Raw genomic sequence first — 19,195 nt, forward strand, 5'->3', positions numbered from 1 at the left:
CTGCCGGTGGCCCGTCGCACGCCAAGTGCGGCGGGCCACCGCCGTGTTGAGGCGGACAGCCCCTTTCGGGGACGGCCGCCAGAAGCAGACGCACGCCGCACCCCACGCAAGAACGGCACAGGACCGTTACCGTCGCCTTCGGGGCCACGCCCACGACCGCCGCCGCGGTCCGCGGGCCCGCGGCTCGACGTAGCCACCCGGGGCCCCGGGGGGTCCGCGCACCACGACCGCCGCGCACCCCACGCAAGAACAAGACACGAGTCCCTCCGTCGCTCGGGGCCGCGCCCACGACCCGCCGCCGCTCGATCCGCCGGGCGGGGCACCTCAACCGGGCCGCCCGGCCCGGGGGTCCGCGCACCACGACCGCCGCCGCTCGGTCCACGGGACCGGCACCTCGACGGAGCCGCCCGGGGCCTGGCGTGCAACTACCTGTTACCGCAGGCAGGTACGCTCGGGCTGACCGGCAGTGGCGCGCAGAGAGGCCTCGCAGAGATGAGCACACCGCCCTTCCTGACCCTCCCCTCCTGCGCGCGCAGCGTCCGCGTGGAGACGTCGCGCGGCACCTTCGCCGCCCTGCATGCGAGGCCCGCCGGGGCGGCGTCGCGCGGGGCCGTCCTCCTCGTTCCCGGCTTCACCGGCAGCAAGGAGGACTTCATCGCCCTGCTGGAGCCCCTCGCCGGCGACGGCTGGGAGGTCCTCGCCGTGGACCAGCGCGGGCAGTACGAGACCGCCGGGCCGGACGACGAATCCGCTTACGCCCTGGAGCAGTTGGCGCTCGACGCGGTGCACCTCGGCTCCTCCCTCGGGGCGGGCCGTCCGGTGCACCTGCTCGGCCACTCCTTCGGCGGGCTCGTCGCCCGCGCCGCCGTGCTGCGCGGTGGCGCGACGGCTCCCTGGGCCTCGCTCACGCTGATGAGCAGCGGACCCGGTGCCGTCTCCACCGGCGAGGCCGAGCGGGTGAACCTGCTGCTGGCCGCTCTCCCGGAGCTGTCCATGGAGGAGATCTGGCAGGCCATGCGGGACATGGAGGACGCCTCGGGCGTCCGCCCGGGGCTGGCGCCCGAGATCCTGGAGTTCCTGCACCGCCGCTGGCTGGGCAACGCCCCGGCCTCCCTGGCCGGGATGGGGCGGCAGTTGGTGTCGGAGCCGGACCGGGTCGAGGACCTGGCCAAGTCGCCGCTGCCGAAGCTGGTCCTGTCGGGTGAGGAGGACTACGCCTGGCCGGTCGACCTGCAGGCGGACATGGCGCTGCGCCTCACCAGCGAGCACATCGTCATCCCGGGGGCGGGCCACTCGCCCAACGCCGAGCACCCCGCGGCCACCGCCGTCTCGCTCTCGGCTTTCTGGTCCTCCGTCAGCTGACACACTGTCAGTTCCCGTCCCGCGGAATAGGTCCGCGGGCATTCCGCGTTGTCCCCGGTGCAGCGCGGCCTGTCGCCTGCTGTGGCAGCTTCCGGGGATTCGCCGGAAACTCGGACTTAACGGACAGGCAATCGCGAGGAAGCGCCGCTGCGTGAAGCTTTTGTGTGGGCCGCTCCCTGGGCGGCCCTGGGGACTGCCGACGAAGGGAGCCGACCCGTGCGCTTCGAAATCCTTCGACTCGACCTTGACCACGCCTCCGAGACCGAACGCGACCCGCTCATCGCCGATGCCGAGACCGTCCGCGCGATGCTCGAGGACGCCGAACTGACGGGCCAGCGCCTGTACATCCGCCCCGCTCCGAGCACGGCGGCGGGAGCCGTCTGAACGGGTCCCCCGGCCGGGTGATCGTCCTTGACGGACCGGGCCGGGGGGAGGACCGTAAACGGTTATGAGGGGCGAGCCCAGTTGCCCGAGGTGCGGGGGCCGAGTCCGCGCCCCGGGCTTGTTCACGGACACCTGGCAGTGCGATGCGCACGGGACGGTCCATCCGCTGCAGCCCGTGGTCCCGCCCAGCGTCGAGGCGCTGGGCGTCGCTGTTGCCCGCGCGGAGGTCCCCGTCTGGCTGCCCTGGCCGCTTCCGGTCGGGTGGCTGTTCACCGGCATCGCGCATGTCGGGGACGACCGCGTCGGCGCCCGGGCGACGGCTGTCGCCTGCTCCGGCCCCGGCCCGCTGGGCGGCCCCGGTGAGCTGCTGCTGATCGCCGAGGAGCTCGGCGTGGGCCTCGGCGCCCGCTACGCGGGCCTGCCCGGTCCCGACCCCGGGGGGTCGATCCTGACGTCCAATCCGCCCGACGCGAAGGTGATGGCGGCCGGACGTCCGACGGCGCTGTGGCACGTGGCCGACGCCCCCGACGACCGCGCCGTCTTCGTCGGCGAAGCCCGCGGGCTGTGGCTGTGGGCCATCGTCTGGCCCGAGCGCTCGGGCCTGCTGATGTACGACGAACTGGTCCTGACGGACCTTCGGGAGGCCGGCGCGGAGCTGGACCTGCTCCCGTGCGGCGCGCTGAGCCCGCGGCTCCTGAAGTAGCCGACCGTCCCGCGCCCCTGGCGGGGCACGTACGATCCACGCATGCGCATCGACCTGCACGCCCACTCCAACGCCTCCGACGGGACCGACTCCCCCGCCGAGCTGGTCGGCAACGCCCTGGCCGCCGGGCTCGACGTCGTCGCGCTCACCGACCACGACACCACGGCCGGGTACGCCGAGGCGATCGACGCCGTCGCGGGGACCGGGCTCACGCTCGTCCCGGGCGCGGAGCTGAGCTGCCGGGTGGTCAGCGGGGGCCGTGGCGTGTCGATGCACCTGCTGGCATACCTCTTCGACCCCGCCGAGCCGGAGTTCGCGCGTGAGCGCGTACTGGTCCACGACGACCGGTTCCGCCGGGCGGAGATGATCGTCGAGCGCTGCCGCGCGCTCGGCGCGCCGATCACCTGGGCGCAGGTGCAGCGGATCGCCGGGACCGGCGCGGTGGGGCGTCCGCACGTGGCGTCCGCCCTGGTCGAGGCGGGAGTCGTGCCCACGGTGGACGCCGCGTTCACGGCGGACTGGCTGGCCAACAAGGGCCGGGCCGACGTGCCCAAGCGGGAGACCGATCCGGTCACCGCCATCCGCCTGGTCCGCGCGGCGGGCGGGGTGCCGGTCTTCGCGCACCCGGGGGCGGCCAAGCGCGGCGCCACCGTCACCGACGAGACGATCGCCGAGCTGGCCGCCGCCGGACTGGCCGGGCTCGAGGTGGACCACACCGACCACGACGCCGGGACTCGCGACCATCTGCGCGGCCTGGCAAGGGAGTTGGGGCTGCTGGTGACCGGGTCGAGCGACTACCACGGCAGCCGGAAGACGGTCCGGCTCGGGGCGAACACCACCGACCCCTCGGTGTACGAGGCCCTGGTCGACCAGGCGACGGGAGCCAAACCGGTCAAGGGCTGACCGGAACTGCTAGGGTCTGCGACCGCCCCTTCGGCACGGAAGCCGGTTCCCAGGGGCGACAACAACCTTGCAGGGGTGGGTTTATGGCGATTCGTCGCGCCAAGCAGAAGGAACAGGTCATCCAGAAGCTCTCGGAGCAGGCACCGCCTGGAGAGACCTTCCTGGCCTGTGTGCACGTCGAGACCGGGCCGAGCCCGTGGCTGAACGCGATCTTCGACGAGATCCCGCTGGTCGGGCTGATCGTCGCATTCACCCGGAAGTTCTACTTCCTGACGCTGACCAACACCTCCGTGGTGGTCAACAGCGCCAGCCGGTGGACCAACCGTCCGGGCGAGATCGTCGTGTCCTGGCCGCGGGACCAGGTGCCGATCACGGACATCAAGCGCGGCACGGTGTGGAGCAAGATGTACCTCACCTTCCCGGGCCACGCGTCCGGCACCCGGCTGAACATCCACCGCTACTGGCGGAACGAGTTCGACCAGCTGATCGGCTCGCTGCCGCACCTGGCTGCGCACATCCCGCCGCAGCAGCAGGGCGACTTCCAGCAGGCCGCGCAGCCCAAGTGACGGGCCGTCAGGCCGGCACGTCCGGCAGCGGTCTCAGTCGGTGAGCGGCACCGACCGGCGCGCGGGGTCGCGCAGGTCGGTGCCGTGGCGCAGCCAGCGCTCCTGGAGCTCGGCAGCGCCGTGCACCCGCTTGTGGGCGGCCTCGTTCGGGGTCATCGGCAGCAGCGGCAGGAAGCGCACCGGGTCGGCGGGGGCCGGGAGTTCGAGGTCCTCGACGAGGCCGCCCGGCTCGGCGACCAGGAACGCGGTGAAGGGTGCGCCGGCCCACAGCGGACCGCCCAGGTCCAGCGAGGCGCCCGGCGCCACGACCAGCCCCTCCACCTGCGGCGAGGCGGCGAGCGTGGCCAGCGGACGGAGCACCTCGTCCCGGCCCCCACGGACCGTCAGCACCAGCTCCGCGCGCGGGCCTTCGAGCGGGTCGGCGACCAGTGCGGTCGGGTCGGCCATGGGCGCGGCGGACATGCCGAGGGTGGCGTAGCGGTAGAGGCCGTCGGCCGCCGGGAAGCGCAGCACCTCGATGCGGTCCGCGCCGAGGAAGGTGACCGAGGCACGGCCGTCCGGCTCGCCGAAGGTCGTGATCAGTCGGGCTTCGACGGCGATCAGCACGTCCGAGGGCTGGGTCATGGGGGCGAGCCTACTTCCGTCCCGCGCGGACGATCAGCAGCAGGCCCGTGAGGATCATCCCCACGGCCGGGTAGACGGCCACCGGCGGCAGCTGGCCCAGCCAGACCGCGGCGATCAGGGCCGCCCCGGGGGTCTCCATCAGGATCGCGGTGGAGACGAAGGAGGGCCCGAGCGCCTTCACCACGCGGTTGCTCAGCGAGTGCCCGAGGAACTGCGCGCTGACCGTCAGCGCGACGATCTGCCACCAGGCCGTGGCGCTGTACCCGCCGAGCGCCTGGCCGGACGCCAGGCAGGCGACGAGGAGCAGCACGGCCGTGGTCGCGTAGCAGACCGTGGTGTAGGCGGTGGTGCTGACGGTCCGTCGGACCTCGCTGCCCAGCAGGAAGTAGCCGGACGCCGCCATGCCTGCGCCCAGGGCCAGGACATCGCCGAGCAGCGCGCGCGAGGAGAGCGTCAGGTCCACCCCGGTGAGCAGCAGGACGCCGGCGAAGGCGACGACGATGCCCAGCCAGACGGTGCGCGGCGGGCGGTGTCCGCGCAGCCGCAGGACGAGCGTCGTCCACAGCGGGGTGATCGTGCACAGCGCGGTGGAGGTGGCCACCGAGGTCAGCCGCAGACTGGGCAGCCACAGCGCGAAGTGCACGGCCAGGAAGCCGCCTGCGGCGAGCGAGAGCCGGACGCTGCGCCGCGTCATCGCCCGCAGTTCGGCCCGGTGCCGCAGCAGGGCCAGCGGGGTGAGCACGCCGGTGGCCATGCAGTTGCGCCAGAAGGCGATGGCGAGCGCGGGCGCGGCCGTGGCGCTGATCAGCGGCGCGGACAGGGCGACGCCGCCCACCGCGAGGGCGAGCAGCAGGAACTCGATCCGGGGCACGGCCCGCAGGTCGGGATGTGCCTGCGGCGGGGCGCTCGCCTGTGCTGTCGCGGCCACGTGCGGTCAGTCCTCGTCGTCAGGGTGGTAGGCGGGGTGGAGCGGGCGGAGTCAGGCCCATGGGCATCCTATGGCCCTGTCAGGCCGACGGGCAGGCGATAATGCGGGGCATGACTGAGCCGAGTGCCGAGCTGGTGGACCACGCGCTGATCGAGGAGGCCGCCAAGAAGTCCGCCCTGCTGTGGGTGCGGGCCGAGGCGGGCGGGCCCGACCGTGCGCTGTGGCACGCCTGGCACGAGGGCGCGGTCAACGTCGTCGTCGGCGGTGACGAGCAGCCGGCCCCCGCGGAGCTGGGGTCCGGCGCGGTGGTCCGGATCACCCTGCGCAGCAAGGACAAGTGGGGCCGCCTGGTCGCCTTTCCGGCGCGGGTGGAGGAGCTCGCCCCCCGGACGGAGGCATGGCAGGCGGCGGCGGAGGAGCTGAAGGCGAAGCGGCTCAACTCCCCCGACTTCGAAGGCGTCCTCGACCGCTGGGCGGCGTCCTCCACGGTGCTGCGGCTGGTCCCCTCGGGCCCGAGCGTGGAGAACCCCGAGCGGTTCCCGGCGGACGCCCATCTCGCCACCCCTGTCCCCACGTCCGCCACCACCCGCAACCCCCAACCGGCCGGCCTCCCGAAGCTCCTGTTGCGCAAGCTCCGCAAGCGCGCCTGAGGGGCGCACCCTGCGGCGGCTACCGGGGTTACTGTTAGTGCTGATTTGTCCCCGATTGTCGTGGGTGGAGGCGGAACAAGGGCATGAGCGGCAGTTCTTCCCGGGTCTTCGTCTCGCACCTGTCGAACGTGGCCGTCTTCGACCCCAATGGGGACCAGGTGGGGCGGGTCCGGGACCTCGTGGTGAACCTGCGCTTGGGCGGGCGGCCGCCGCGCGTCCTCGGCTTCGCCGTGGAGGTCGTCGGCAAGCGCCGCGTGTTCCTGCCGATGACCCGGGTCACCAGTCTGGAGTCCGGGCAGGTGATCACCACGGGCGTGATCAACATGCGCCGCTTCCAGCAGCGCTCCAGCGAGACCCTGGTCCTCGCCGAACTCCTCGACCGCCGCGTCGCCCTCCGTGAGGACGGGCCCGCCGGAAAGGCCGGGGACCTGGTCACCGTCCTGGACGTGGGCATGGTGCCGGCCCGCGCGCGCGAGTGGGAGGTCGACAAGGTCTTCGTCCAGAAGGGCAAGCCCGGACGCCTGCGCCGCGGCAAGGGCGAGACCTTCGTCCTCGACTGGACCGCTGTCACCGGCTTCTCGCTGCGCGAGGAGGACCAGGGAGCGGCCAACCTGCTCGCCACCTTCGAGCAGCTGCGGCCCGCCGACCTGGCCAACGTCCTGCACCACCTCTCCCCCAAGCGGCGCAGCGAGGTCGCCGCCGCGCTGGACGACGAGCGGCTGGCCGACGTCATGGAGGAGCTGCCCGAGGACGACCAGGTCGAGATCATCAACGCGTTGCACCAGGAGCGCGCGGCCGACGTCCTGGAGGCGATGGACCCCGACGACGCCGCCGACCTGCTCTCCGAGCTCCCCGACGCCGACGCCGAGCAACTGCTCCTGCTGATGGAGCCCTCCGAGGCGGCCGACGTGCGCCGGCTGCTGAGCTACCCGGAGAACACCGCCGGCGGGCTGATGACCACGGAGCCGATCATCATGCTTCCCAACGCGACCGTGGCCGAGGCACTGGCCCGGGTCCGGGAGCCGGATCTGAAACCGGCTCAGGCGTCCGTCGTCTTCGTCTGCCGCCCGCCCACGGAGACGCCGACCGGCAAGTACCTGGGGCTGGTCCACTTCCAGCGGCTGCTGCGCGAGCCGCCCTACACCCTGCTCGGCGGCATCGTCGACCGGGACCTCGACCCGCTCGGCCCCGGCACCGAACTCCCGGTCGTCACCAGCTACTTGGCCACGTACAACATGGTCGCCGCTCCGGTCGTCGACGAGATCGGCAACCTGCTCGGCGCGGTGACCGTGGACGACGTCCTGGACCACATCCTCCCGGAGGACTGGCGCGAGACGAGCAACCATGGCAGCCGATAAGCAGCAGAACCAGCCCCGCCGCGACCGGCCGGACCGCCAGGACCGGTTGGACCGACTGGACCGCCTGGACCAGCCGCAACTGCGGCGGGCCCTGGTGTCCCTGCCGTCCCCCGGGCCGGACGCCTTCGGACGGGCCTCGGAAAGGATCGCCCGCTTCATGGGCACCGGGCAGTTCCTGGTCTGGATGACCTTCGTCATCCTGTGCTGGATCGGCTGGAACGTGCTGGCCCCGAAGGCGCTTCGGTTCGACGAGTACCCGTTCATCTTCCTCACCCTGGCCCTGTCCCTGCAGGCCTCCTACGCCGCCCCGCTGATCCTGCTGGCGCAGAACAGGCAGGACGACCGCGACCGGGTCACCGCCGAGCAGGACCGGGCCCGGCAGCTGCGCAACGTCGCCGACACCGAGTACCTCACCCGCGAGGTCGCCGCGCTGCGCCAGGGCCTGGGCGAGGTGGCCACCCGCGACTTCCTCCGCTCCGAGCTGCAGCAGCTGCTCAAGGAGCTGGAGAACCGGCCCGTGCTGTCCAGCCAGGACGTGGACGAGGAACTGGGCCAGTGAGCCGGGGAGTCCGGTGAACCCGTGGAATCCGTGGAATCCGTGGAATCCGGGGAATCCGGGGGACCCGCGGAGTCCGGGGGACCCGCGGAGTCCGGGGGACCCGCGGAGTCCGGGGCCAGTGACCCACAGCACCTGCTGAGCGGGATTCACTCCTGCTACCGGGCCGTACCATCAAGGCATGGCTTCCGACACACAGGCGACCCCCATCGAGGAGCGCGTCCACGCGGCCCTCGGGACCGTGCAGGACCCGGAGATCCACCGGCCCATCACCGAGCTGGGCATGGTCAAATCGGTCGCGGTGGACGCCGCGGGCGCGGCCAAGGTCGCCGTCTACCTCACCGTCTCCGGCTGCCCCATGCGCGACACGATCACCTCCCGGGTGCAGGAAGCCGTGTCGGCCGTCCCCGGCATCTCCTCGGTCGAGGTGGAGCTGGACGTCTTCAGCGCCGAGCAGCGCAAGGCCCTGGCCGAGCAGCTGCGCGGCGGCCAGACCGAGCGGGAGATCCCCTTCGCCAAGCCCGGCTCGCTCACCCGCGTCTACGCGGTCGCGTCGGGCAAGGGCGGCGTCGGAAAGTCCTCGGTGACGGTCAACCTGGCCGCGGCGCTGGCCGACCAGGGCCTCAAGGTCGCCGTCGTGGACGCCGACATCTACGGCCACAGCGTGCCCCGCATGCTGGGCGCGGACGGCCGGCCGACCCAGGTCGAGAACATGATCATGCCGCCGAGCGCGAACGGCGTGAAGGTCATCTCGATCGGCATGTTCACCCCGGGCAACGCCCCCGTGGTCTGGCGCGGCCCGATGCTGCACCGCGCGCTGCAGCAGTTCCTCGCCGACGTCTACTGGGGCGACCTGGACGTCCTGCTGCTGGACCTCCCGCCGGGCACCGGCGACATCGCCATCTCCGTCGCCCAGCTGATCCCGAACGCGGAGATCCTGCTGGTGACGACCCCTCAGCAGGCCGCCGCGGAGGTCGCGGAGCGGGCCGGCACGATCGCGCTGCAGACGCACCAGACGATCGTCGGCGTCATCGAGAACATGTCCGGAATGCCGTGCCCCCACTGCGGCGAGATGGTCGACGTCTTCGGCACCGGCGGCGGCCAGACGGTGGCCGACGCGCTCACCCGCGCGACGGGCGCGAGCGTGCCCGTCCTCGGCAACATCCCGATCGACGTCCGCCTCCGCCAGGGCGGCGACGAGGGCAAGCCCGTCGTCCTCTCCGACCCCGACTCCCCGGCGGGCGCGGCCCTGCGCACCATCGCGAAGAAGCTGGCCCAGCGCCAGCGGGGCCTGTCGGGCCTGTCGCTCGGGCTGACGCCGAAGAACAAGTTCTGAACTGCCGAAGCCACTACTTGCAACGCGACCGCCGATCGCATCCCTGACCTGCACGGGAGTGGTCGGCGGTTGTTGTTGCTGGGTGACATTGGTTCACTTCGTACGGCCCGGTCACGGCCCAGACCGAATGGCCCCAGGTGAATCCACGACCCGCACTCCAACCACGCGGAGGCCGCTCAGCCTCCATCCATAGACGCGGAACCTGCTGTCGCCTTCGGCTACGGTCTGCGAGTGACCATCGATGCACTGCGCCGGCTGGGCCGCGCCGAGTCCTCCGAGGTCTGGGATCGCTTCGATGCCGCGTTCAGCTTCCGGCCCAGCATCGTCGACTTCCCGGGCATCCGCGAACCTGCCCCTTCGGTCACGTGGAACCTGGCCTCGGTGCAAACGCGACCGGGCGGCGGCGAACGGCCTGCGTTCGTCGAGGTGGTCGAAGACGCACTCGCCGCCTGCACGCCACCGGGGCAGTGCCTATTCATCCTCGACTGGCAGCACACCAGCTACGCGCTGCGCCCCGACCTACCGCCCACGGACATGTTCCTTCCGCATGCGCTGGAAGGACGAGCGCGACCGGGATGGCCCCGCAGCCCCTATCCGCACGGCGACTACTGCATCTTCCTGAGCGAGGACTTCACCTTCGGGAGCTTCGGGCACCCCTGGGAGCCATCCCTCTGCCTCTTCGGTGAAGCTCTGCTCGACGCAGTGAGCCCCCGCCTGGAGCCCCTCCTGCCAGATGTCCTACGCCGCAACGGCAAGACCGTGAAGTGAGACGACGATTCACTGGTGCTCTCTCAAGCGCGAAGGCCCAGACCGGAGTTCATGTGTCCTGGCCTGAGCCGCTTCTGCGTGTGGCGGGCGACGGTAATCGAACCCGCGTAGCTAGTTTGGAAGAGTCCGGCCGTGGACCACTGCTGAGCTAGCCCTACGCCGACCTGCGCCTCAGTGTCACCGACACCGTGGTTCCCCGTGGCTCACCTCCGATTCCCGTCCGACATGGCACGCATGTGGCACGCGACGGAGACGACGGTGCGCCCGCCGTGCCCGCACTGCCATGATCCCGCGATCGCCGTACAGCGGCGGTGCAGCTATGTTAAGAAGGACCCGGGTCGGCTTAGCCGCATAGATGGGGTCTAGAACGGTGCTTCTGACAGACTTTGCGTCATTGGTCAACACTCAGGCGGATTGGATCGGGATCCATTCCCCGGATCACGGGGTTTCCGAGACCAGAACCGCTGATTCTAAGTATGTAGTGCCTGACATTCGCATGGTCAACGGCTGCGATCCACTCACTCCAAGCGTGATGATTGTCACCGCTCCCGCAGCCGTTGGAAAAAGCACGGCAGCATCCTTCTTGAGCTTCCACCTCAAAGCTCCCGTCCTCGATCTCTCGACGCTCCAGGTTGGGGACGCGACCCTCGAAGGCTCTCTCTCCAAGGCATTGGGCGCAGGGAACTTTGCCCGCTACCTCGATCGAATGGTTCACGGTGCGGCGACCTTGATAGTCGATGCTCTTGATGAAGCCGAAGTGCGCTCCGGGCAAGCCAATTTTCGAGCTTTCATTAGGGGGGTTGCAGATACAGCATCGGCGTTTACTGGCAAGCCGGCCGTGGTGATACTTTCTCGCGCCGAGAGCTCTCAAGCATTGGTGGAGACCCTGGAGGAGCGTCGGATCCCGTTCGCCCAGTTCGAGATACTTCCGTTTAATCGAGAACAGGCCGAGCATTACTTGGATGGGCGAATCTCCGACATATACAGCGCCTCCGGGCGAGAGATGATCCACAAGAAGCACCGGGAGCCGTTCACTAAAGCACGAGACGCGCTTTTCAAAATTATGGCTTCAGCACTTTCTGCTACCGATGGAGAAATCTGGGAAGTCCCCGCGGTCCGCGACTTTCTAGGGTACGCCCCAGTGCTGGATGTGGCTGCAGAATTCTTGGCGGTGGATAATTTTGCGACAGTCAGCCGAGATTTCTCATCCAAGGCGGCGGATAGGGGGCTGGTGCACTGGGATATGGTGTCCCAGGTAATTGACCACCTGCTCGTGCGAGAGCAGGAAAAGTTCGTCGCGCAATTCTCCAAGACCCCTGAGTTTATTGCCCTCGATGATCCCCGGCTTGCGGCTGCCCTCTATACACCGGAGGAGCAGTGCGCACGTCTTCTCGATTATGTCGAGAACATGCGGATACCCATGGACCTGCCCGGGCACTTGCCAGCAAAGGTGCGCGAGCCTTATGAGACGGCCGTGAGCGCCCAGCTGGCAAATCACCCATTCCTGCGTGGAAGTGGCTGGTTCAACGTCATCTTCCGCGATTATGTCACGGCCCGGGCAATTTCTAGCGCAAGTACGTCTGCGGATACTGGTCAGGCAATTCGGAGAAGGCTCCTTTCTGCTGAATGGAAGCACTCGCCGATGTTTGGCTACTTCACATTTACTCTGTCCCGTGCCGTGTCAGAGGATGTCGCTCAGTGTCATTCAGAGCTGCTCGGAGCGCTATACGAGTCGTTCAAGTCCATGTGTGACTCTCGGGACACACTGCGCATCATAGTCGGAAAATCTGGAAACAGGCTCATTGCAACTTTTGCTGTTTTGACCGAGATAGACACAGGTTCTGCGGATTCTGGGAAGTTCCTGGTCTCCATGGGGCCTCTGGGATTCGTTACGCATGAAGGCACCATCGGCATCTCTTTCCCCCGAGAGCTGAGTCACGCGGACATCTATGAAGTACCCGAGGTCACGCTTGGTGGCGACGGGGGATCCTTCAAGCTGGGGCCGCAAGTGTATATCTCTTGCGGGGAGTTGCTGGTCCTAGCTAAAGAGGTTCACGTTCACGGGGAGGCCTCGAAGTATCCGGTCCTCTTGAATCTGGGCTCCCTGACCAGCGAACACGTTAATCTCAAGGCTGAGCCGGAGCAGCTCATTGTGGTCTGTGATGAGCTGTTCTACCCTTGGAGCCAGCACCAGAAGCGGGTGAATCTCGATGAGCTTCGGAGCAACTCCCGCGAAGCCTACTGGCTCTACGTGGAGCTTCGTCGAATAGTTTTGCGGTTCAAGGATGCCAAGGCGGGAGAAGTGGCTTTGTATCAGCCATTCCTTGACAATCTTGTCATCGGCGAAAATCGGCGTGCCCGTATTGCCCTGGACTTCCTTCAGGATATCGGCTGTGTCACTCTGCGAAATAGCATGTACCTGCTCAATCTGGCAGAATATGCAAAGCTTGGCATTTCGAGAACTCAGCTTAGAAATCTGGAGATGACCGAGGCGAGCAAGGAATGGGCGGAAAGATTGATGAACTTCGCGGCAGCTCAATGAGCGAAGAAAGGTCGTTGTCGCGAAGCTAGTCGCATCCGGCTCGCGACAAGGCGTACCCGCGCAAGGCAGCCCTGCTGCCATCCCGTCTGCCGTCGACCCACACACCGTGGAGCGGGCCTGCCCTGTGGGGTCCAGGTGGAGCGCCCCACTGGACGACCGACCTGGACCCCACAGGGCAGGTCTGCTCGGCTTCGCCTGGGTCGATGGTGGACGGGATGGCAGTCCCTCGCTCACCCCTACGGCCGGCCACTGTCGGCACCTTCCCCGGGCTATCCCGGTGCCGGAGATCCCCTGTTCTTCTGGCTGGCTGGCCGGTCAGTCCGGCTCCTGCCATGCCTTCCGCTTGCGGTCCGCCCCGCCGGGCGGCGCGGGGCGAAGACTGGAGCGCGCCCGAGCGGGGGCGGGCCGCGCCGCGTGAGCGGCGTAGGCCCTTGATGAAGTAGAGAAAGTCATCACAACTCCCCTCCCCACCATCCCCGTTCCCTGTTCCTCGCTCCTTGGGCCCTACGCCTAGCGCGGCGCGCTCTCCCCCTGATACGTCCACGTCTGCCCCGTGCCCCGGTACTCGGATACCGGAATCGGCTGCACGTCCGGGCGCATGCGCGAGGTGTACAGGGTGCCTTCGAGGTGGTCGACTTCGTGGGCGACGAGTCGGGCGTCTCCGTCCTGGAAGATCGTGATGCGGGGCTGACCGTCGATGTCCTGGTGCTGAACGGTGATCTGACGGGGCCTTGGGACCTGGCCGCGGACGTCGAAGAAGCTCCAGCAACCTTCGTACTGCTCGTCGGTCTCGACGGACTCCTCGATGATCCGGGGGTTCAGCAGCGTGATCATCTGGCCGTCCGGGGTGCGCACGATGGCGGCGGCTCGGTCGATGCCGAGCTGAGGGGCAGCGACTCCCATGCCCTTGCTGAACTGGTGGATGCCTGCGGCGCGTTCGGCGGCGGAGTTGAGTTCTGCCACAACTCGGCGGGCGTCCTCCGCCTCTGCGGGCAGGTTGAAAGGCCGGGACGGTGTGGTGAGGATCGGGTCTCCCGCCTGGACAACGCCGATGGACCGCATCTTCTCACTGGGGGTGGCGGGCATGGCCTTGGCGGACTCCTCCTGATCGGGGCGGGCGCGGAACTTCCACTCCAGCCGGTAGCGCGCGTGCAGGGGCGGTTCGTCCGTGGACCATGAGTAGATCCGCCGGTCCCCTGCCGCCTCCTGCTGGATGGCGGTGCGGAACGGGAACGCGGCGGCCGTCATCGTGGTTTCGGTGCCCCACACTGCCGGGTCCAACGCGGCGGGGAAGTTCAGGGTCACGCTCAGGCGCTCAGTGGGCAGGCGTACGGCGCGCTGGAACCAGGTGCCCCACTTGTCGTCGCTGACGGTGTAGCTGTACTCGATCCACGCCGTGTCGCCAGGGTAGAGCGGGTACCGGCCGTCCTCGTTCTCGAAGAGGAGCCAGACCTCCTTGAAGGCGTCGCGGTCGTGCTTGACGCGCCACCCGACCGGCTCGTTGCCGACCTTCGCGGCAAGGCTGATCTCTTCCCAGGTGAGGGGGTTCTCCCGGTGGTGGAGGTTGGAGCGCTCCGGATTGCCCGGGTACCGGTCCACGGAGATCCGGATGAGGTAGCTCGTGATCGGGTCGGCGCTGGCGTTGAGGAGCTTCCGGCGCTGGGTCGCCCGGTACACGCTGCCGTCGTAGTACAGCTCCGCGTCGTCGTGCAGGACAACCACGCTGGCCGGCTGCGGGTCCGCCGTGGAAGCCTCGGACACGTGCTGGTGTGGGACGGCCTCGCTCCGGAGACGGCCCTCGATCTCGGCGTGCGACCTGCGCAGGGAACCGCCAGCATGCAGCGCCTTGTCCGCCTGCTCGGCGAACTCCCGCGACGGGCGCTGCTGGCCACCCTCGACCTTGGAGACGTAGGACGGCGTATAGCCAACTGCCTTGGCCAGAGCTGACTGTGAGAGCCCACGCACGTCTCTCCAGCGCTTCAGCTCCGCGATGAACGGCTCTGCTGCTGACGCCTCGTCGGCCATCCGGCCTCCCCCTGGACTGTGCCTGTGAGTGATCGATGAGTGACCGACTCTCAGCCTTCAATCACTGCCACGACCTGCGGTTCGCTGTCCATGCCAGATCGGAAGTTACCGCACGAAGGAGCGGGCAGCGACCATGACCCCGGAAGAACTCGCCTCGGTGTTGGACCAGTTGGCAGACCTCACCGACAGGCTGCAAGCCCTTGATCGGTCCGTCACCGCGATCGACGAGAAGCTCCGCGACGATCCGACACCTTCTCCTCAAGCGCGGCCAGACGTTCGGTCAGCCCCTCGACCGTCTTCTCAAGCTGGCGGAGGTGCTTCGTGATCGTCACGAACTCCGCAGAGCCCTGCGGCTCTCGGGGTGCCTCCGCTGCCTCGGCGCGAACGAAGCTGCCGCGACCTGGACTCGTGTAGACCAGGTTCTCGGCTCGAAGGATCTCCACGGCGCTCTGCGCGGTCATCGGGGCCACGTTGTACTTCTCGGCCAGCTTCCGCACGGAAAGCAGCTTCGCGCCGGCGCCCAGCTCGCCTGACTGGATCTCGGCGCGGATCGCGTTGGCTACCTGGCGCGATGCGGGCTCGGACTCGTCGGGGCTCAGGCTCATGAACCGAGAGTATCGGCAATTTCCGTTCTAGGGCACCCAAGACACTTGCCACTGTCTGTCATAGGTGTACTATGACACTCAAGACGCGCAAGACAGATGCTCGGGGCGACGCTCCTACCGCCAAGCAGAACGCGCCGCCCCTCCCCTCTCTCAAGGGAGCTTTCATCATGCCTGCACTGCTGCCCACTGCGCTCGTGTCCCGTCCGGAGTTCTCGCCCGAGCTGGCGGAGCTGACGGAGACGGAGCTGATCGCGGCGCTCCACGCCTCGGAGTACCGACCCACCATGGACCCGGCTCCGGCGGACCTGGCCACCTTCGCGCTCCAGGGCCTGCGGTTCCGGGGGCGGCTCGGCGTCGCGCAGGACGCGATCCAGCTCCTCACCTACTGGATGGTGCTCGCGCAGAACGACGACCCGGCCAAGGTGGCCAAGGCCCATGCCGCGCACCGGGAGAGCTTCGACGCGAAGCTGATCATCCACCTGTCGGCCGTCGTGCAGCGCAACCGGCGCTCGCTGCGGTCGGTGCGCACCGGTCACGACTGCCCGGTCTGCGGCGGCTTCCACGCGCAGCCGAACGCGGAGTGTGCGGCGGAGTTCGCGGCCCGGTCGTGGATGGACTGCCCCGCCTGTGAGGGGACCGGCTGGGACACGACGGGGATGGAGGTCTTCTGCCGGACCTGCTGCGGCTCCAAGCTGGTCGAGGCCGGACCGATCCGTTCGGCGGTGGCGGCATGAGCATCCGCCTCGTGGGCTCGCGCTGGCTGGCCAGCACCGAGACCCCCGCGCCGATCGTCGCCCCGGTCCCGCGCCCGACCGGTCATCCCGTCAGCTCCGCCCGCAGCCCGTTGGCGGCTGCCCGGCTGGTGCTGGGGTGGACGCAGGCCCGCGCCGTGCGCGTGATGACGGACACCGCCCGTGCCTGGGGCTGGACCCTGCCGGAACGGGACTCGCTGATGCGGCAGTTGCGCCGCTGGGAGTCCGGCGCTGGCCGACCCGCCCCCGACTACGTACTCCTCCTCGCCTCGGTCTACGGCCGCACCCCGGCGGAATTGGGCATCGCCCGCGAAGATGCGGGGGCGGCCGCGTGAGCGATGTGCTGGACGGGCTGGGTGGGCTGGACCGGGTGCAGGTGCTCGACCTGATCCGGCTGGCCCGTCAGGGCGGCATGGACCGCCTCCAGGACCAGATCCGCCGCACCGGCGGCTGCGCCCACCCGGTCCACCTCCAAGGCTTCCGCACCCTGCTGCACGGCCCGACCGGACAGGTCCTGCACCGGTACGCGACCGACGACGAACCGGGACGGCGGCTCAAGGTCGCCTGCGGCAACCGGCGCGCCTCACGCTGTCCGACCTGCGCCCGGACCTACGCGGCCGACACCTACCACCTGATCCGCGCCGGGCTGGCCGGCGACCCCTCCAAGGGCGTGACCCCGGAGGTTCGGGACCACCCCCGCGTGTTCGCGACGCTGACCGCGCCGTCGTTCGGCCCGGTGCACAACCGCCCCGACCACGGGCCGTGCCGCTGCGGACGCCACCACGCGGCAGACGACCGGGAGTTGGGCACGCCGCTCGACCCCGACCACTACGACTACGCGCACGCGGTGCTGTGGAACAACCACGCCCCCGAGCTGTGGCGGCGGTTCACCATCTACCTGCGCCGCGAACTGGCCCGCGCCGCCGGACTGACGCAGCAGGAGTTCGCCGACACCGCCCGGGTCTCCTTCGGGAAGGTGGCCGAGTACCAGCGCCGGGGAGCGGTCCACTTCCATGCCGTGATCCGCCTCGACGGTCCCGACGGCGCGGACGCCCCACCCCCGGCCTGGGCCTCGGTCGAGCTGCTCGACCGCGCCATTCGGGCCGCTGCCCGCCGGGTCTCGGTGCCGCTCCCGGCCTCCGGCTCGGTCCCCGCCCTGGTGCTGCGCTGGGGTACTCAGCTCGACGTCCGCCCGGTGGTCGCGTTCGGGGACGGCTCCGAGATCACGGAACAAGCCGTCGCCTCCTACGTGGCCAAGTACGCCACCAAGTCCGCCGAGGCCACCGAATCGGTGGACCGCCGCATCATCGAACGCCAGGAGATCGACCGGCACCACCTGCCGGACCACAAGCCTGCTGGGACCTCGACCCGCATTACCCGGACCGGCTGCTGGCGCACTGGTCCCACATGCTCGGCTTCCGCGGCCACTTCTCCTCCAAGTCCCCCGCGTACTCGACCACCCTCGGCCAACTGCGCCAGGCCCGCGCCGACTTCCGCGCCGCACAGGCCCGCGAGGAACTGCGCGAACGCCTACTCGCCGACGGGCTCCCGGACCTGGACGACCTGCCCGAGACGGAAACCCTCGTCCTCGCGCACTGGTCCTACGCCGGGTCCGGCCTGACCCCGGGCGAATCCCTGCTTGCCGCCGGGGTCGCCCGACAGCTCGAACACAACCGCACCACCGCCAGAGAGGAGCTGCCCACGCTGCTCCACGACCAAGAGGAGATCACCGCATGGCAATGACCAGGGGGGACCTGCCCACCCGCTACCTGACCCCGGAGGACGTGGCCGAACTGCTGGCCGTCCCGGTCCAGACGCTCTACCAGTGGCGCCGCAAGCGCACCGGCCCGCCCGCCTTCCGGGTCGGCCGTCACCTGCGCTACGACCCTGCACAGCTGCGGGCCTGGATCGCCCGGCTGACCACCGAGGCGGGTGCCGCCTGATGGCCGGACACGTCCAAGACCGCTGGTACAAGACCGAACCGGGCCCCGACGGCAAGCCCCGCCGAGTGCGCACCGACCGCTACGGCACCGGCATGCGCTACCGCGCCCGCTAGGTCGCCCCGGACGGCACCGAGAAGAGCCGGTCCTTCCCCGATAGGCAGAAGCGCCAGGCGGACGCGTGGCTCTCGCAGATCGAGGCGGACATGGCCCGAGGGCAGTACATCGATCCGGGCGCAGGTCGCACGACTGTGAAGCAGTTCGCCGAGAAGTGGTTGGCCTCGCTGAGCATGGACCCGCAGTCCTACTTGAGCGTTGAGCAGCGAATCCGCTTGCACGTCATTCCGCACCTCGGTGGCCGTCCGTTGGGCTCGTTGCGGCCTTCGCACATCCGCGAATGGCTTGTGACCCTTGCAAACCAGGGGCTCTCGCCTGCAACCCAGCGGGTCGTGTTCGCGCATCTCGGCACCATGTTGACGGCGGCCGTTGAGGATCACCTGATCCCCAAGAACCCTTGCCGCTCGACGTCCGTCCGAGCGCCCAAGCTCAGTGCGCGGAGGATTGTGCCTTGGCCGTCGAGCCGAGTTCTCGACGTGCGTGCCGCGCTCCCGGAGAAGTACCGGACGATGGTGGACCTGGCCGGCGGCTGCGGCATGCGGCAGGGCGAGGTCTTCGGACTGTCTGCCGATGATCTGGACTTCGACGCGGGCACAGTCCGCGTGGTCCGACAGATTCGCCTGCTCCGGAATCGCCCTGTCTTCTCGCTGCCCAAGGGTGGCAAGACTCGAACGGTTCCTCTGCCGGACATCGTGGCGGGTCGCCTGCGTGCCCACATCGAGACCCATCCGCCAGTGAGCATCACTCTGCCCTGGCGTGATCTGGACGGACCGCCGACCACCGTCCGGCTCCTGTACGTCACCGACCAGGGGCACTACATCAACCGAAGCGACTTCAACCGGGTCGTCTGGCGGCCGTCCGTCGCCGCGGCTGGGGTGCCCCTGGGGCGCGACAACGGCATGCACGCCCTCAGGCACTTCTACGCGTCCGTGCTCTTGGACGCAGGAGAGAGCATCAAGGCGCTGAGCGACTACCTCGGTCACCATGACCCGGGCTTCACGCTCCGCACCTACACGCACCTGATGCCGAGCAGTGAGAAGCGAACGAAGGAAGCGGTGAACCACGCATTCGGCGGG

Annotated in this window: 18 protein-coding genes and 2 pseudogenes; 16 read left to right on the forward strand and 4 right to left on the reverse strand. The window is 69.2% G+C overall.

The features are described 5' to 3' along the window. Window positions 1-492: 492 nt before the first annotated feature. The 5 genes from ACFP3V_RS14595 (at window position 493) to ACFP3V_RS14615 (ending at window position 3,918) form a co-directional block, all read left to right on the forward strand. On the forward strand, window positions 493-1,362 hold the full coding sequence (locus tag ACFP3V_RS14595; protein WP_380583434.1) for an alpha/beta fold hydrolase: 870 nt from the start codon (window positions 493-495) through the stop codon (window positions 1,360-1,362). Between the two features lie 216 nt (window positions 1,363-1,578). Then, on the forward strand, window positions 1,579-1,746 hold the full coding sequence (locus ACFP3V_RS14600) for a hypothetical protein (protein ID WP_380583435.1): 168 nt from the start codon (window positions 1,579-1,581) through the stop codon (window positions 1,744-1,746). A 64-nt stretch (window positions 1,747-1,810) separates the two neighbouring features. After that, entirely contained in the window at window positions 1,811-2,449 is a 639-nt protein-coding gene (locus tag ACFP3V_RS14605; protein ID WP_380583436.1) for a DUF6758 family protein, read from the forward strand. A gap of 42 nt (window positions 2,450-2,491) precedes the next feature. After that, a complete protein-coding gene (locus tag ACFP3V_RS14610) occupies window positions 2,492-3,352 on the forward strand; it encodes a PHP domain-containing protein (RefSeq protein WP_380583437.1) in 861 nt (286 codons plus the stop codon). Window positions 3,353-3,435: 83 nt separating this feature from the next. Further along, window positions 3,436-3,918 carry a hypothetical protein gene (locus ACFP3V_RS14615; RefSeq protein WP_380583438.1) on the forward strand — a complete coding sequence of 161 codons (483 nt, stop codon included), beginning with the start codon at window positions 3,436-3,438 and terminating at the stop codon, window positions 3,916-3,918. Window positions 3,919-3,951: 33 nt separating this feature from the next. On the opposite strand, the gene ACFP3V_RS14620 is transcribed toward ACFP3V_RS14615, so the two are convergent. Continuing rightward, a complete protein-coding gene (locus tag ACFP3V_RS14620) occupies window positions 3,952-4,542 on the reverse strand; it encodes a suppressor of fused domain protein (RefSeq protein ID WP_380583439.1) in 591 nt (196 codons plus the stop codon). A gap of 10 nt (window positions 4,543-4,552) precedes the next feature. Then, on the reverse strand, window positions 4,553-5,470 hold the full coding sequence (locus ACFP3V_RS14625; protein WP_380583440.1) for a DMT family transporter: 918 nt from the start codon (window positions 5,468-5,470) through the stop codon (window positions 4,553-4,555). Between the two features lie 110 nt (window positions 5,471-5,580). Between ACFP3V_RS14625 and ACFP3V_RS14630 the strand changes: the two genes are divergently transcribed. The 6 genes from ACFP3V_RS14630 to ACFP3V_RS14655 all read left to right on the forward strand — a co-directional run bounded on the left by ACFP3V_RS14630 (window position 5,581) and on the right by ACFP3V_RS14655 (window position 12,680). Next, window positions 5,581-6,120, forward strand: a complete 540-nt coding sequence (locus ACFP3V_RS14630; RefSeq protein WP_380583441.1) for a hypothetical protein — start codon at window positions 5,581-5,583, stop codon at window positions 6,118-6,120. 83 nt (window positions 6,121-6,203) lie between these two features. After that, a complete protein-coding gene (locus ACFP3V_RS14635; RefSeq protein WP_380583442.1) occupies window positions 6,204-7,478 on the forward strand; it encodes a magnesium transporter MgtE N-terminal domain-containing protein in 1,275 nt (424 codons plus the stop codon). Continuing rightward, on the forward strand, window positions 7,465-8,037 hold the full coding sequence (locus ACFP3V_RS14640; protein WP_380583443.1) for a DUF1003 domain-containing protein: 573 nt from the start codon (window positions 7,465-7,467) through the stop codon (window positions 8,035-8,037). Before ACFP3V_RS14635 ends, ACFP3V_RS14640 begins: the two co-directional genes overlap by 14 nt. A gap of 178 nt (window positions 8,038-8,215) precedes the next feature. Next, window positions 8,216-9,370: an Mrp/NBP35 family ATP-binding protein gene (locus ACFP3V_RS14645; protein ID WP_380583444.1), complete on the forward strand. Its 1,155-nt coding sequence runs from the start codon at window positions 8,216-8,218 to the stop codon at window positions 9,368-9,370. Between the two features lie 231 nt (window positions 9,371-9,601). Next, a complete protein-coding gene (locus ACFP3V_RS14650; RefSeq protein WP_380583445.1) occupies window positions 9,602-10,138 on the forward strand; it encodes a DUF2716 domain-containing protein in 537 nt (178 codons plus the stop codon). Between the two features lie 529 nt (window positions 10,139-10,667). Further along, window positions 10,668-12,680 carry a hypothetical protein gene (locus tag ACFP3V_RS14655; protein ID WP_380583446.1) on the forward strand — a complete coding sequence of 671 codons (2,013 nt, stop codon included), beginning with the start codon at window positions 10,668-10,670 and terminating at the stop codon, window positions 12,678-12,680. A gap of 510 nt (window positions 12,681-13,190) precedes the next feature. Here ACFP3V_RS14655 and ACFP3V_RS14660 read toward each other — a convergent pair. Together ACFP3V_RS14660 and ACFP3V_RS14665 are read right to left on the reverse strand one after the other, a co-directional pair. Next, window positions 13,191-14,705 carry a peptide deformylase gene (locus ACFP3V_RS14660; protein WP_380583447.1) on the reverse strand — a complete coding sequence of 505 codons (1,515 nt, stop codon included), beginning with the start codon at window positions 14,703-14,705 and terminating at the stop codon, window positions 13,191-13,193. Window positions 14,706-14,917: 212 nt separating this feature from the next. Then, the gene (locus ACFP3V_RS14665) at window positions 14,918-15,310 is read right to left on the reverse strand and encodes a GntR family transcriptional regulator (protein ID WP_380583448.1); all 393 of its coding nucleotides are present in this window, start codon (window positions 15,308-15,310) and stop codon (window positions 14,918-14,920) included. Between the two features lie 167 nt (window positions 15,311-15,477). Between ACFP3V_RS14665 and ACFP3V_RS14670 the strand changes: the two genes are divergently transcribed. The 5 genes and pseudogenes from ACFP3V_RS14670 to ACFP3V_RS14690 all read left to right on the forward strand — a co-directional run. After that, window positions 15,478-16,044, forward strand: coding sequence for a hypothetical protein (locus ACFP3V_RS14670; protein ID WP_380583449.1), 567 nt, complete (start codon window positions 15,478-15,480; stop codon window positions 16,042-16,044). Then, the gene (locus ACFP3V_RS14675) at window positions 16,041-16,397 is read left to right on the forward strand and encodes a helix-turn-helix domain-containing protein (RefSeq protein ID WP_380583450.1); all 357 of its coding nucleotides are present in this window, start codon (window positions 16,041-16,043) and stop codon (window positions 16,395-16,397) included. Before ACFP3V_RS14670 ends, ACFP3V_RS14675 begins: the two co-directional genes overlap by 4 nt. 77 nt (window positions 16,398-16,474) lie before the next feature. Then, window positions 16,475-17,805 (forward strand): annotated as a pseudogene (repSA, locus tag ACFP3V_RS14680) (replication initiator protein RepSA). Next, window positions 17,796-18,005, forward strand: a complete 210-nt coding sequence (locus tag ACFP3V_RS14685) for a helix-turn-helix domain-containing protein (RefSeq protein WP_380583451.1) — start codon at window positions 17,796-17,798, stop codon at window positions 18,003-18,005. Before repSA ends, ACFP3V_RS14685 begins: the two are co-directional and overlap by 10 nt. Continuing rightward, a pseudogene (locus tag ACFP3V_RS14690) lies at window positions 18,005-19,192 on the forward strand (tyrosine-type recombinase/integrase); the annotation flags it as partial. The gene ACFP3V_RS14685 and the pseudogene ACFP3V_RS14690, both read left to right, overlap by 1 nt. Window positions 19,193-19,195 lie beyond the last annotated feature (3 nt).

It is taken from the genome of Streptacidiphilus monticola, from assembly GCF_042658505.1.
Lineage (GTDB): Bacteria > Actinomycetota > Actinomycetes > Streptomycetales > Streptomycetaceae > Streptacidiphilus > Streptacidiphilus monticola.